Below are 13,628 nucleotides of genomic sequence, written 5' to 3' on the forward strand. Positions count from 1 at the left end.
CGCGATAGCGAGTTCACGCGCTGCGGGCAATCACAGCTGGACCTTTGGCGTAGGGACCCGCTCGAGCTGCCCCACGCGCAATTTGGTGATGAGCGCTGGAACTCACCGGTCCGATCCGGTCGGACGGATCGGCGCGTCGACGGTCCTCGGCCTGCGCTCGCGCTCGCGGGCGACCACGAAGCCCCGCTTGGCTCGCGCCCAGTCGCCGAGCACCGCGGCCGCCGTGGCCGAGCCGGTCCGGGCGAGGTGGCGCTCGAGCATGCCCTGCAGCTCGGCCTCGGCGTCCGGATCCTCATCCAGGGCGTGAACCTCGAGATAGTCGGCGTTGATCCGCAGGACCTCGCTGCTGCGTAGATACAGCACACCGCCGGTCATGCCGGCGCCAGCGTTGTCGCCGATCGGCCCGAGAATCGCCACGCGTCCGCCGGTCATGTACTCGCAGGCGTGGAGGCCCGCGCCCTCGAGCACGGCCTCGGCCCCGGAGTTGCGCACGGCGAAGCGATCGCCGGCCCGGCCGCGCAGGTACAGGGAGCCACCGGTCGCGCCGTAGAGCGCACAGTTGCCGATCAGCAGGTTGTCCTCCGCCACGAACCGGGCCGCGGCTGGCGGAACGACCGTCACGCTACCGCCGCTCATGCCCTTGGCGACCGAGTCGTTGGCCTCGCCGATCAGCGCGACCTCGAGGCCCTGGACCAAGAAGCAGGCGAAGCCCTGGCCGGCGCTGCCTTCAAACTCGAGGGTGGCGCTGCCGGGCGCTGGCAGGTAGCAGGCGCGATCGGGATCGGCGAGCGTCCGCGGGCGCTGCTCGAGCGACCGCATGCGCGCGGCGTGGGCACGATCGGCCAGCTCACCCGCGAGGCGGGCGAGGGTGGCCCGATCGGTGGTCGCGATCGCGTAGCGGGCTCGAACCGACTCACCGCGCTCGAGCGCGGGCAGGACCTCGGCGAGCAGCCGCCGATCGAGGACGCTCATCGACTCGTCGTCGTCGCGCGAGCGCTCCGGCCACGCGCGCGCGGGCGCGTCGGCGCGCAGCTCTGGGCCCTCGAGCAGGCGCGCGAGGTCGATGCCGCGGCGCGCCATCAGCTCGCGGTGGCGCCCGGCCGGTCGCAGGGCCTCGCTGCGCCCGAGCAGCTCCCGCAGCGAGTTCACCCCGAGCGCCGCGAGCCGCTCACGGACTTCGTCGGCGAGGCGCTCGAGCACCGCGACGATCGCCTCGGGCGAGCCCTGGTACTTGGCCTTGAACTTGGGGTCGTGGGTCGCGATGCCCCGCGGGCACCGGTTCTTCTCGCAGATCCGGGCCATGATGCAGCCCTGGGCGACGAGCAGGAGCTTGCCGAAGCCGAACTCCTCGGCCCCGAGCGCCGCGGCCACGATCACGTCGAAGCCCGAGTGCAGGCCACCGTCGACGCGCAGGGTCACGCGCTCGCGCAGGCCGTTTGCGGCCAGGGCCTGGTGGACCTCCGCGAGGCCCAGCTCCCAGGTCAGGCCGGCGTGCTTCATCGAGCTCAGCGGGGCCGCGCCCGTGCCCCCGTCGCCGCCGGAGATCTGGATCACGTCGGCGCCGGCCTTGACCACGCCGACGGCGATGGTCCCGATGTCCACGCCCGAGACCAACTTGACCCCGATCCGCGCGCTCGGATTGACGGCCCGCAGCTCGTAGATGAGCTGCTTGAGGTCCTCGATCGAGTAGATGTCGTGCAGCGGCGGCGGCGAGATCAAGTCGACGCCGACGCCAGCGTGGCGGGCCTGAGCGATCGCGGCGTCGACCTTGATGCCCATGAGCTGGCCGCCCTCGCCAGGCTTGGCCCCCTGGGCGATCTTGATCTCGATCTCCTCGCCAGTGACGAGATACTCGGCGTCGACGCCAAACCGGCCGGAAGCCACCTGCTTGGTCGTGGCCGTGGTCCCATCGACGAAGTACCACGGGTTCTCGCCGCCCTCGCCCGAGTTGCTGCGCCCGCCAATGCGACGCATGGCCAGGAACACGTCGCGCTGAGCCTCGGCGCTGATCGCCCCGAAGGACATGGCTCCGGACCCGAACCGAGCCAAAATCGCCCGGCGATCCTCGACCTCATCGACGGTCAGCTCGGGCCCGACCGGGCGCAGCTCGAGGAGCTGGCGGAGGTTGACGGGGTCGCCCTGCTCGCCAGCCTCGAGGTAGGCCCGCCAGTCGATCGCGTCGCCGTCGAGGTCCCGGGGCCCGGCGAGCTTGCGGGTCAGTCGGTGGACCAGCTTCGAGCGGGCCGCGGTCATCGAGTGGGCTTCGCCCGCGTGGCCGCGGGGGTGCTCCTTGAGCAGATAGTTGCTCGGCAGGAGCTCGGCCCCGGCCCCGGCGGTGGCAGCCGCGGCCGCCCGAGTCCGCAGCATGTCAGCCGCGAGCTCGGGCAGATCCAGGCCGCCGATCGGGCTGTCGAGGCCCGGGAACAATCGATCGAGCAGGCCCTGGGCGAGGCCGAAGCTGGTGAACAGCTTGGCGCTCTGATAGCTGCGCACGACCGAGATGCCCATCTTGCTCATGATCTTGAGCAGGCCGTTGTCGAGCGCGCGACACAGCTGGGCCTCGCGCTCGTCGGCCCGCTCCGCGCTCGCGTCGGCGCTCTCGCGGGCGAGCTCGCAGGCGAGGTAGGGACACACGGCGGTGGCGCCAAACCCGACGGCGCAAGCGAGCTGGTGGGTGGTCCGGACGTCGCCAGTGTCGAGCACGATCGACGACCCGAGCCGCAGGCCCTCGCGGTTGAGGGCGACCACGGCCGCGCGCAGGGCCAGCAAACTCGGGATCGGCGGCCGCTCGTGGCTCGCCTTGCGATCGCTGAGGATCACGATCGCCCGGCCGCCCGCGGCCGCCGCCAGGGTCTGTTCGGCGATCGCCTCGAGGGCCGCCTCGAGGGCCGCCCCACCCTCGCGCTCGAGCGCCTCGGCTGCGACGCAGATGTCGATCTCCCGGGCCCGGATCCGCGGCTCACTCGGTCGAAGATCACGCGGGACCGAGTCCCGCAGGCGCCGGACCCAGGCCATCTGGGCGAGGCTCAGGACCGGCGTAGCGAGCCGCAGCCCCGGCGCCTGCGGCAGCAGCTCCTTGGCCGCGAAGATGTTCGGTCGCTGGCCCAGGTAGGTCGACAGATCGGTGACGCTGCGCTCGCGGATGTAGTCGAGGGGCGGGTTGGTGACCTGGGCGAAGGTCTGGAAGAAGTAGTCGTAGAGGCTGCGCGGGAGCGCGGAGAACAGCGCCGGCCGGGCCGTGTCCCCCATCGAACCGATCGCCTCGCGGCCGCCCTCGATCATCGGCCTCAGGACCTTGGCGTGCTCCTCGACGGTCAGCCCGAACAGCGCCCCGCGGGCCCGGACCGAGAGCCGCTGCGGCTCCTCGCTCGGGCTCGCGAGCTCGGCCGGGAAGTCGACGAGCCGGGCGTCGAAGCGGGCGCCGTGGTTCTCGCGCGAGACCGAGGGATCGCGGAAGTGGACCTCGCCGCTGTCGAGCTCGACCTTGACGCCAGAGCCGGCCGGAACCGTCCCCTGCGACTCGATCGCCGCTGGATCCAGAGCAAAGATCCCGGCCTCCGAGGCGAGCACGAACACCTGCTCGGTCATCGTCCAGCGGGCCGGGCGGAACCCATTGCGATCGAGGCGGGCCCCGACGCCGCGTCCGTCGGCCCAGGTGATCAGCGCCGGCCCGTCCCAGGGCTCCATCGCCCGGCCCCAGAAGCTGTAGAAGTCGTTGCGGATCCCGGCCACGGGGATCGTGATCGCCAAGATGTCCTCGATCTGTGGGATCGAGCTGCGCACGCGCAGCGCCTCGACCTGCTCGTTGAGGTTGCCCGAGTCCGAGACGTCGCGGTGGGTCAGCAGCTCGTTGGGCGCCAGACCCAGGGCCTGCTCGCGCGAGTAGGACCAGCTCCGGTTGCCGGCGATCGTGTTGATCTCACCGTTGTGGGCGATCAGGCGGAACGGCTGAGCCTTGTCCCAGGTGCTGCGGGTGTTGGTCGAGAACCGGCGGTGGAACAGGGCGAAGCGGGTGCGAAACCGGGGATCGAGCAGGTCCGGGTAGAACGCTGGGAGCTCCGCGGCCCGAGTCAGGGCCTTGTAGACCACGGTCTGGCTCGACAGCGAGGTGAAGAACATCGGCTCTGGAGCGCCGGCCCCAACGAGCTCGCTCAGGCGCGTGCGGGTGGTCTGTTTGGCCTGGTAGAGCCGGGCCTCGAAGCTGGGCTCGGTCCGACACGCGCGCGGGCGCTGGATGATCGCCTGAAGGATCTCCGGCGCGGTCGCGGCCGCGATCTCGCCGAGCACCTGTGGACAGGTCGGGACCTCGCGGTAGTGGAGGATGTCGAGATCGAACACCGCGAAGGTCTGCTCGAACACATCGAGCACGGCCGCGCGCTGGTCCGGGGCGGTCAGGAACAAGGTCGCAACGGCGACCGAGCCGGGCTCGTGACCGATCAACGCCCAGGGGATGTCGGTCATGATCCCGGCGCCGTCGCTGCTGCGTCCGTCTGCCGCCACGGCCCCGCGGTGCTCGACCGCGGCGAGGGCCGTGAGCGCGCGATCGAGGTGCTCGCGCCGGGCGACGCCGTCTCGGGCCGCGATGAAGCCGACCCCGCAAGCGGCGTGCTCGCGCGGCCGAGCGATGGAGAACCGTCGTTGTTTCGTACCCTGACTCATGCTCACTGAAGCCCCCCGACGACTTCGCCCGCGAATTCAGCGCCGGGGTGCATGAGCGAGAAACCTACGCCAGCGTAGGTCCGCGGCCCAATCGCAACGACGCAGAGCTTCTTGAACAAGATGTTGAGCGTAGGTAGGAGCACGAGTCCGACGAGTGCGTAGCTTTTGAAGGAGTTTCGTCGAGACATCGACGCCAATCGAACGCAAGCGCCATTCCCGTGATACGGCTGACATGAAATATAATAAAATCAAGGACTTACGGTAGATGCCTATAGCTACGTTTGCGTAGGGTCACGGAATGCCCCTACAATCTCGTAGGAAGTGCCTGACTCCGCCCCGACCGCTGACGAACTGTCGGCCACACTCGCCGAGCGCATGGAGCTCCGCGACGTGGTCGGCGGGTCCCTGCAGATGCTCGCCGAGCGGCCGGGCATGGCGCACCCCTACCTGACCCTGAGCGACTCGGAGACCGGCGAGAGCTGGATCGAGCAGGCCCACGGCCTGACCAAGGAGCAGGTGCGACGCGGTCGCTACGCGTTCGGCGAGGGCATCGTCGGGCGGGTGATCCAGAGCGGGCGAACCCGGGTCGTGCACGGCTCGAGCCCGAAATTCCTCAACCGTCTCGGCCGCAGCGAGCCCGAGTACATGTCGTTCATCTGCGCCCCCGTCCGGCTCGACGGCCAGGTGATCGGGACCGTGTCCGTCGACCGCCACGGCGCCGACCCGGCCGAGCTGCAAGTGGACGTGACCCTGGTCGAGGCCGTGGCTGACATGCTCGGCCACGCGATCGCCATGCGTCGGCGGGCAGCCGAGGCCCGGATCACGATCGAGGCCGAGAACCGCCGGCTGCGGGCCGAGCTGCGCGAGCGGTTTCGGATCTCCAACATCGTCGGCAGCCACAAGTCGATGCTCGCGGTGTACGAGAAGATCGCCCAGGTCGCGCGCAGCAACACGACGGTGCTGCTCCGCGGCGAGAGCGGGACCGGCAAGGAGCTGGTCGCCCGGGCCACCCACTTCGCCTCGCCCCGGGCCGAGGCGCCGTTCGTCGCGCTCAACTGCGCTGCCCTGCCCGAGTCGATGCTCGAGAGCGAGCTATTCGGCCACGAGCGCGGGGCCTTCACCGGGGCGATCGAGACCCGCAAGGGTCGCTTCGAGCTCGCCGACGGCGGGACCATCTTCCTCGACGAGATCGGCGAGCTGCGCCCGCAGACCCAGATCAAGCTGCTCCGGGTCCTGCAAGAGCGCAGCTTCGAGCGGATCGGCAGCAACCAGACGCGGCGCTGCGACGTCCGGGTGCTCGCGGCCACGCACACTGATCTCGAGCGGGCGATCGCCGAGGGTCGGTTCCGCGAGGATCTCTACTATCGGCTCAACGTGTTCGACATCCAGCTCCCGGCCCTCCGCGATCGCCGGGAGGACGTGCTCGAGCTCGCCAACTTCTTCGTCAACCGCTACGGCTCCGAGCGCGACCCGCCGGTGACCCGAATCTCGCGCAAGGCCGCGCGAATGCTGTGGGCCTGGGACTGGCCCGGCAACGTCCGCGAGCTCGAGAACTGCATCGAGCGGGCGGTGCTGCTGGCCGGCGGCGGGGTCATCCGGGCCGAGCACCTGCCCGCGACGCTGCGTGGGGTCGAGCCCGGCGACAGCGAAGCTCGCGGTGAGGCTCCTGCGCTGGGCGATGCCCCGGCCGGGGCGACCCTCGACGAGGCCCTGCATGCGCTCGAGCGACGCATGCTCGAGCGCGCGCTCGGGCAGAGCGGCGGAAACCGAGCCGCGGCGGCCCGAGCTCTGGGCATCAGCGAGCGCCGCATGGGTCTGCGCGTGCACAAGCACGGCCTTGGCTGAGCGCGTGTACTCTCGGCCCGCGCGGGCGCAGCATCGACTCGTTCGCCGAGAATGTGGCGACAACAATCTGGACGATTCACGCAACCGCCGTCGCGCCCTGTGACGTCCGCGTTGCTCATTGAAACGCCATGATGTACCTTCGCGGTGGTGCTGGCTCGATGGCGCATCTTGGCCGTGTTGATCGCGGTCCTGTGGTTGGCCGGGTGGGGCCCGGCCGACGCGCGCCGCACCGTCGACGACTGCGTCAGCCAGCCAGACGCCGACGGTGCCCTGCTTGCTCGGCGAGCAGATGAACGGCTCATCGAGACCGTAGGTGCCACTGGCCTGTCGGGGGACGCGGTCGCCGTGTTGCCCGCGCCGTTTCGGGTGATCCAACCGGACGCGACTCGCGGACATGACCATGTTCAGCTCGCGCAGCTGTGGGTTGGCTCGCCTCGTGGCCCACCGATGATCGGTTGAACCGCCACGGCCCGTCGTCTTGGTGGGCCCCTTCGTGGTTTGTCCGTCATCGGTCTCCGTGCCGAACACGGAGTGTGGTGAGCCATGCAAGAGAACGCTACGCCACGCGCCCGGCGCGTGGTCGTCATTGGAGTCAGCCCAGGGTTGAATACCGCGTTGGCACGAAGCATTTATGTCAACGCGGCGCATTTAGAGGCACAGGTGTCGATTGTCGCCAAGCAGGGGTCGGCGAGTGCCCTCAGCCTGTTCGCGCTATTGTCACTGGGTGCTCGCGTGGGCGATCGGGTCGAGGTCACGGCGGTCGGCCCCGAAGCTGCCCGCGCCTGCAATGCGATCGTGGCCTTGCTACTAGGCGAGGAGCCACGATGATCGGCCACACTCTCAGCGCCGTCGCGGTGGTCGCGACAGTCGAGTCCAAATGAACGCACCGTCATGGTTCCCTCTCCTCGCCGCCGGTGGCGGTACCCCGCCGATCGTGGCGAGCATCGCCGCCGCGCTGGTCGCTGCGGCCGTGTTCGCGCTGGTGTGTGAGCGCGTTCGGCTGCCGAGCATCGCTGGGTTCATCTTCGCGGGCGTGCTGATTGGCCCGGCCGGCTTCGGGCTAATCGACGATCCCCACGCGATCGAGACGATCGCCGGGCTCGGGCTGATCTTGCTGTTGTTCCTGATCGGCCTCGAGCTCGATCTGCGCGCGCTGCTGGCCAGCGGGCGGACGTTGATCGTCACGGGGGTGCTGCAGGTGCCGGTCACGGTCGCGGTCGCGTATGCGGCGTTCGTGGCCCTCGGCGGGCTCGGCCTCGCTGGTGACTACACGCCGCTGTACCTGGCGCTGGCTTGCGGGTTCTCGTCGACGCTGCTGGTGTTCAAGGTCTTGCAAGAGCGGTTGCAGCTCGACACCGTCGACGGTCGACTGTGCATCGGGCTGCTGATCTTCCAGGACATCTGGGCGATCGTGGTGCTGGCGCTGCAGCCCAACCTCGACAGCTTCGACCTCGCGCCGCTGCTCGGGACCCTGGTCGGCGTCGTGATCGTGATCGGCTGCGCGTGGCTGGTGACCCGGTTCATGCTGCCCGCGGCGTTTCGCCTGGTCGCCAAGTCGCCCGAGCTGGTCGTGACGCTGGCGCTGGGCTGGTGCTTTGGCCTGGGCATGTTCGCCGGTCAGCTCGGACCCTGGGCCACGGCGCTGGGCCTGCCGATCCAGCCCTCGGTCTCGATGGAGCTCGGGGCCCTCGTCGCGGGCACGAGCATCGCGTCGTTCCCGTACGCCCACGAGGTGTTCGCCAAGGTCGGGAACCTGCGCGACTTCTTCATCACGCTGTTCTTCGTGGCCCTGGGCATGAGCATCCCCGCGCCCGACGGGTTCGCGGTGATCATCGCTGCCGTCTGCCTCGCGGTCATCGCGTTCGCGCTCCGCTATCTGGTGTTCCTGCCGCTGCTGTACGCCAACGGGCTCGACCGACGTCACGCGATCACGACCTCGACCAAGGTCGCGCAAGTGTCAGAGTTCGCGCTGGTCATTGCGTATCTGGGGCTGTCGCTCGGGCACATTGACGGTGAGCTGGTCAGCACGGTGATCTTCGCGTTTGTGATCACCGCGATCTTGACCCCCAAGCTGTTCGATCTCGCAGATCCGCTGGTCGGCGTGTTGGCCAAGCCGCTGCACTGGCTGGGCATCCGCGACCGTCACCAGACCGAGGAAGACGCGCGTGAACGGCCGCCGCGGCTGGTTTTCCTGGGCTTCCATCGGCTGGCCTCGTCGCTGCTGCAGGACCTTCAGCATAGCCACTCGGAGATCCTGGCCGAGACCCTGGTGGTCGACTTCAACGTCGCGATCCATGACCGGATCCGAGCTCGCGGGGCGCAGGTCGTCTACGGCGACATCGCCAATCCCAAGACCCTCGACAGCCCCAACATCATGGGGGCCGACGTCATCGTGTGCACGATCTCCGACGACATCCTCAAGGGCGTGACCAACCTCGAGCTGACCCGGCAGCTGCGGCAGCGGGCCCCGAGCGCGATGATCATCGTCAACGCGGTGCGCCTGCCGGACGTCGCCAAGCTGTACGCGGCCGGAGCTGACTACGTGTTCTCGTGGCGGACCGAGACCTCGTTCGGGGTGGTGCCGGCCGTGTGCGCGGCGCTCAACGGCGAGCTGCCCGGCTTCGTCGACGCCCGGGTCCGCAGCCACGGCGATCCGGCGGGGCGCGAAGAGATCCTCGACTGATCTGGCAGCCGCCGGCTCACGTCAACAACAGCACCTGAATGAACCGGTCCCAGGTCAATGGTTGCCCCTGCGCTCGACGCTGTAATTGCTCGGTCTCCGCGCTCGACAGCGGCCGCTCGCCCACGCTCCTCATTGCGTTGTTCATCTCGTCGATGCTGATCACATCGTCGCCGTCCGCGTCGATCGGCATGAAGTAGGTGAAGAACTGATCGTAGCGGGACATCAGCCGTCGATGCCGCAGCAGCAGCTCCCCGAACTCTTCGAACGAGATCAGGCCGTCGCGGTCGACATCCAGACACTCGAGCATGAGCGCCAGCTCGGCGCCCGAGATCCCCGCCGACGCGAGATGGCCCTCGATCTCGGCGGGTGAGAGCTCGCCGCTGTGATCGTGATCGATGGCGTCGAAGACCCGCCGCAGCTCGTGCTTCTCCACGCTCGGCGCCTGATCGAACAGCGAGACCCTCTGCTCGTGGCGCGAGGCGGCCGTGAGCGCGCGCCGAAATTGGCTGATCACCTCCGAGGCGACGGCGTGGCGCTGGCGGTGCTCCTCTGGGCTCGCGACGGCGTGCAGGGCGACCGGCACCAGCGAGGGGATCGTCCGGCGTACCACCCAAAAACACCCGACCGTCACGATCGTGAACGGGATCGACAGCACTGGCAGCGGCGCCAGCCAGCGCGCGAGCACGATGCTCCCGGCCGACGCCAAGAACGCACAGATCGAGCCAAGCGTGATGCTCCGCCAGTTCGGCGCGTAGAAGACCCCACCGATCGCCGTCGCGCTCAGCACCGCGTTGTAGCCCCACAGCCCGAGGTACATCTCACCGGGCCTGGCACCGAGCGAGAGCCCCGCCACCAGCGAGATCGCGCAGCCGAGCAGCGCCACCACGAGCCCGATCGGCGTGCAGATCCCGACCGCCACCACAATCAACAGCAGCGGGATGACGCCGTCCGAGAAGAACACCTGGCCGAGACCGGCCGGCAGCGAACGCGCGAGCCGCAGCCCGTCGATCGACTCCGCCGGAAACGGAGCGGGCGACGGCCCCAGGTCAAAGAGTGTCTGCGGGACAAACACGACGACCAGGAAAAAGACCAGCATGACCGCGTTGAAGGCGACACCCAACGGCGCCGCCTTCAGTCGCGTCACGAACCAGGTCCCGAGCGTGTGCATGACGACCGTGGCCAACGCCGACAGCAACACCGCCGCGGCGATCCAGACCGGGTTCCATGGACCATTGCCCGCTCGCCCCGCGAACCCCATCGCCGCGCCGACGAGCAGCCCGTTCAACCCAAAGACGCCGTTTTGGATCGCGTCCGGGGCCAGCCGCATCGCCATCGCCATCGCCGTCGCTGAGATCACCCCGACCAGGCTCATCAGCCCCAGCCACGGCGACTGCACGAACATCGCGACGAGGATGATCAGCCCGCTCACCGGGTTGTTGGCAAAGATGACCTGGCCAATACCGCGCAACGTCGCGTTGACGAAGTTCAGCGACGGCCGCTCGGCGAGGCGCTGATTGAGCGCCTGCATGGTGCCGAGCGGAAACCGCCACGCCGCTGGGGGCGGCGCAGCGACGGGCGCCACGACACGGGCGAGCAGCTCGTGCAGTGGCGCGGGCTCACTCACCGGGGTGGCGTGCCTTGGTGTAGGCCTTCAAATGCTCGACGATCTCGTCGACGTCATCCGAGATGCACAGCCAGCGCGCGTAGTCATGGCCGGCGGCGAGCTTCTCGAGCAGCGGATAGACTGGCTTGTCCTCGGTCCAGTACTTCTTGCCCAGGAACACCATGGGGCTGACATGGCCGTAGGTGTTGTAGTGGTTTTGCGCCGCGTCCTGGAAGATCTCTTGAATGGTCCCCGCGCTGCCCGGCGCGAACACGATCCCGTACATGCCGATCGCCAGCACCCCCTCTTCACGCACGCTGTTGTCGAAGTACTTGGCGAAGTGAGTTGCGAACGCGTTGGGCGGCTCGTGACCGTAGAGCCAGGTTGGGACGGCGATGCTCCGGCACGTGGACTCGTGCTCGGGCGCCATGGGGAACATCTTGCGCACCTCGAACGCGGCGTCGAGCCAGGCGTCGGTCGGCAGCATGCCTGGCGCGCGCGCGAGCACGGCCAGCGCCGCCTCGAGCTCCTCTGAACCACGCGTGGCCAGGTAGGCGCCCAGATGGCTGGCCTCCATCGCCCCAGGACCGCCCCCCGTCGCGACGCAGAAGCCCGCGAGCGTCAGCTCGTGCCCGAGCTTGGCGACCGTGCGGTACATCGGGTCCGCGCGCGAGAGGGCGTGACCACCCATGACCGAAGCGACCTTGTGTTCGCCCTCCGCGAGCCAGTTCTCGAGGGCGTTCGTGATCGCGTGATCGTGAATGCGCTGCGCGAGGTCCTCGACAATATCACTGACCTTCCGAGATTCGCTGTAGTGACGATAGACGCGACAATCGAACGCCTGCTCGTAGCTCCCGGCCACGCCCTGCTCGTAGCCCGCATAGAGCTCCGCCACGCTGTACAGGGCGCCCCGGTACATCGAATAGGGCAGGTTTGGCAGGTCGGGAAAGAACAGCGCCCCGGTCGCGTTCGCGTGGGTCGCCGCTTCGGCTTCCAGCTTGCAGCCCAGGAACAGGGCGTTCGTGAGCGGCGACCGCAACAGCGCCGCGGTGTGACCACGCAGGTCGAGCTCCTGGAACACCCGGCCCTCGAGCGAGCCGCCAGCGAGGAGGTGGAGGTCGAGTTCCGCGATGGTCTCAATTTCGTGACGTTGTTCAATCATTGCTCGTGTCTCCGTGCATGGCTGCGTGGTTGGCGACGAGGGCTTCGGCCTCCTCGCGGGTGATGGTCCCGTCGCCGTCGGCGTCGACCATTCGAAATACATCATTGACGACGATGTCCGAGGGCGCCTCATGGGTCGCCCTGCTGATCGCGCGCTCGAGCTCCTCGGGGGTGACAACCCCGTCCTGATTGGCGTCGATCTCCTCGAAGCTCCCGAGCTGGCGCCACAGCTCCATGGAGAAGGCATCGACCAGGATCATCTTGATCTCCCGCCCGGCGTCCCGCGGCGGTATCAGGTCGGGCCGCGCGCTCGCGTACTCGACAAACGGGGTGATCCCGTTCATGCCGCCGAGCAGACCGAGCACGGTGGCGATCCGATATTCGCGGTTCGGGTCGAGCGCGAGGCCACCGATGGTGGTGACGACGTCGCCGGGGCCCTCGATCGTCATGCCGTCGTCGACCTGCAAATAGGCGTTCGAGCCCACCCGCGCGCGCGACATTGCGACAGCGTCTCGCACGACGCTGCCAGGCATGCTCACCACGACCGTCTCATTGGCATAGGGCAGCGCCGCCTTGAGGTCGGCATAGGTGAAGCGCTGCTCGTAGTCCTGCTCGCCCCGGACCCCGCCGCCATGCAGCAGGCAACCGTCGGCGCCCAGCGCGTCGCGGATGTGCGAGCACAGCACCGTGCCCATCGAGGTCTGACCGGACTTGATCCCGACGGAGGACAGCGGGGTCTCGGGTGAGGTCCGCATGAGCGTGGCCCCGTCGAGCCGGCGCACCGACGACATGTGCCGATCCACGCGGGCGCGCATGGACTGATCTTCCGGAAACTCGCGGACCTCCTGAAGTTTGTACGTGACGGTGGGCAGATCGAACGCCCCGGTCGGTGCTTCGACCGGCCACGCCAGATCGATCACCACGGCGTTCGCCGCCTCCGCGCCGGCCTTGATGACCAAACAACCATCCACGTCCTCGATGATGACCTCGTGCTCGTGACCGGCCACGATCACCGGGAACTGTGGCTCGCGCTGGCTCCGGGCCAGCTCGAGATCGTCCGCGACGTCCTGGTGCGTAATCGGTATCACGCAGGCGCACCCCTCTGTGTGCAGGACCTTCGCCCACTTTTGGGCCGTCTCGTTGGCCGGCTCGATTGTGTGCCCACCGAACGCGCCTGGTCGATAGAGGTTCTTCTGGTGCGCCAACAGCCCGAGCAGACCGACCCGAACCGTTCGCCCACCCCCACCCGGGCTGGTGACCTCGAGGATCTGGTGGGTCGGCAACTTGGGCTGGAACGTGGGCATGTTGGTGTTGAGCCAGGTGCCCGCGAACTCCTGCACACGCTTGACGAGCTCGCCCATGCCCACGTCATCCTCGTGATTCCCGAACATCGCGTGGGTGATCGGGATCTCATTGAGGCACTCGATCATCCCCGCCCCCTTGTCGAGGCTGGACAGGATGCTCGGGGCCACGAAATCGCCCGCCAGCGTCACGACCAAGCGGTCAGCCGGGTTCGACACCGCGTGGTGTTGCACGAGGCTCTTGAGCCGCGGCAGATTCTCGAGCGAGTAGATGTCGTTGACACAAATGACACGTAGGGTGGGGCCTCGCGGCGGGCTATCGCTGGTCGTGGTCGCTGCCATTGTAAAGTTCCTTCGGGAGGTGGAAGATCGGAAC

At 68.5% G+C, this 13,628-nt stretch carries 8 protein-coding genes; 4 read left to right on the forward strand and 4 right to left on the reverse strand.

The window, feature by feature from the left end:
* Window positions 1-102: 102 nt before the first annotated feature.
* Window positions 103-4,659: a glutamate synthase large subunit gene (gltB, locus tag ENSA7_RS10035; protein ID WP_106089005.1), complete on the reverse strand. Its 4,557-nt coding sequence runs from the start codon at window positions 4,657-4,659 to the stop codon at window positions 103-105.
* A 321-nt stretch (window positions 4,660-4,980) separates the two neighbouring features.
* Between gltB and ENSA7_RS10045 the strand changes: the two genes are divergently transcribed.
* The 4 genes from ENSA7_RS10045 to ENSA7_RS10060 all read left to right on the forward strand — a co-directional run bounded on the left by ENSA7_RS10045 (window position 4,981) and on the right by ENSA7_RS10060 (window position 9,187).
* On the forward strand, window positions 4,981-6,504 hold the full coding sequence (locus ENSA7_RS10045) for a sigma-54 interaction domain-containing protein (RefSeq protein WP_219907937.1): 1,524 nt from the start codon (window positions 4,981-4,983) through the stop codon (window positions 6,502-6,504).
* Between the two features lie 147 nt (window positions 6,505-6,651).
* The gene (locus ENSA7_RS10050) at window positions 6,652-6,963 is read left to right on the forward strand and encodes a hypothetical protein (protein ID WP_146157537.1); all 312 of its coding nucleotides are present in this window, start codon (window positions 6,652-6,654) and stop codon (window positions 6,961-6,963) included.
* Window positions 6,964-7,047: 84 nt separating this feature from the next.
* Window positions 7,048-7,332, forward strand: a complete 285-nt coding sequence (locus ENSA7_RS10055) for an HPr family phosphocarrier protein (RefSeq protein WP_106089009.1) — start codon at window positions 7,048-7,050, stop codon at window positions 7,330-7,332.
* Window positions 7,333-7,381: 49 nt separating this feature from the next.
* Window positions 7,382-9,187 (forward strand): cation:proton antiporter domain-containing protein, encoded by a 1,806-nt coding sequence (locus ENSA7_RS10060; RefSeq protein WP_106089010.1) that lies wholly within the window; start codon window positions 7,382-7,384, stop codon window positions 9,185-9,187.
* Between the two features lie 16 nt (window positions 9,188-9,203).
* On the opposite strand, the gene ENSA7_RS10065 is transcribed toward ENSA7_RS10060, so the two are convergent.
* From ENSA7_RS10065 to ENSA7_RS10075, 3 genes are read right to left on the reverse strand one after another with little or no spacing between them, the layout of a single operon-like run.
* A complete protein-coding gene (locus ENSA7_RS10065; protein ID WP_219907938.1) occupies window positions 9,204-10,811 on the reverse strand; it encodes an urea transporter in 1,608 nt (535 codons plus the stop codon).
* Entirely contained in the window at window positions 10,804-11,952 is a 1,149-nt protein-coding gene (locus ENSA7_RS10070) for an LOG family protein (RefSeq protein WP_106089011.1), read from the reverse strand. Before ENSA7_RS10070 ends, ENSA7_RS10065 begins: the two co-directional genes overlap by 8 nt.
* On the reverse strand, window positions 11,945-13,594 hold the full coding sequence (locus tag ENSA7_RS10075; protein ID WP_106089012.1) for a 5'-nucleotidase C-terminal domain-containing protein: 1,650 nt from the start codon (window positions 13,592-13,594) through the stop codon (window positions 11,945-11,947). The genes ENSA7_RS10070 and ENSA7_RS10075 overlap by 8 nt, the downstream gene beginning before the upstream one ends.
* Between the last annotated feature and the right edge of the window lie 34 nt (window positions 13,595-13,628).

Origin of the sequence: Enhygromyxa salina, assembly GCF_002994635.1 — a bacterium.
GTDB classification, from domain to species: Bacteria; Myxococcota_A; Polyangia; order Nannocystales; family Nannocystaceae; genus Plesiocystis; species Plesiocystis salina_B.

Bases quoted from the DNA above. Each gene is read 5' to 3' on its own strand.
- ENSA7_RS10060 (WP_106089010.1), top strand. From the start codon at position 7,382: ATGAACGCACCGTCATGGTTCCCTCTCCTCGCCGCCGGTGGCGGTACC.
- ENSA7_RS10075 (WP_106089012.1), bottom strand. From the start codon at position 13,594: ATGGCAGCGACCACGACCAGCGATAGCCCGCCGCGAGGCCCCACCCTA.
- gltB (WP_106089005.1), bottom strand. From the start codon at position 4,659: ATGAGTCAGGGTACGAAACAACGACGGTTCTCCATCGCTCGGCCGCGC.
- ENSA7_RS10055 (WP_106089009.1), top strand. From the start codon at position 7,048: ATGCAAGAGAACGCTACGCCACGCGCCCGGCGCGTGGTCGTCATTGGA.
- ENSA7_RS10070 (WP_106089011.1), bottom strand. From the start codon at position 11,952: ATGATTGAACAACGTCACGAAATTGAGACCATCGCGGAACTCGACCTC.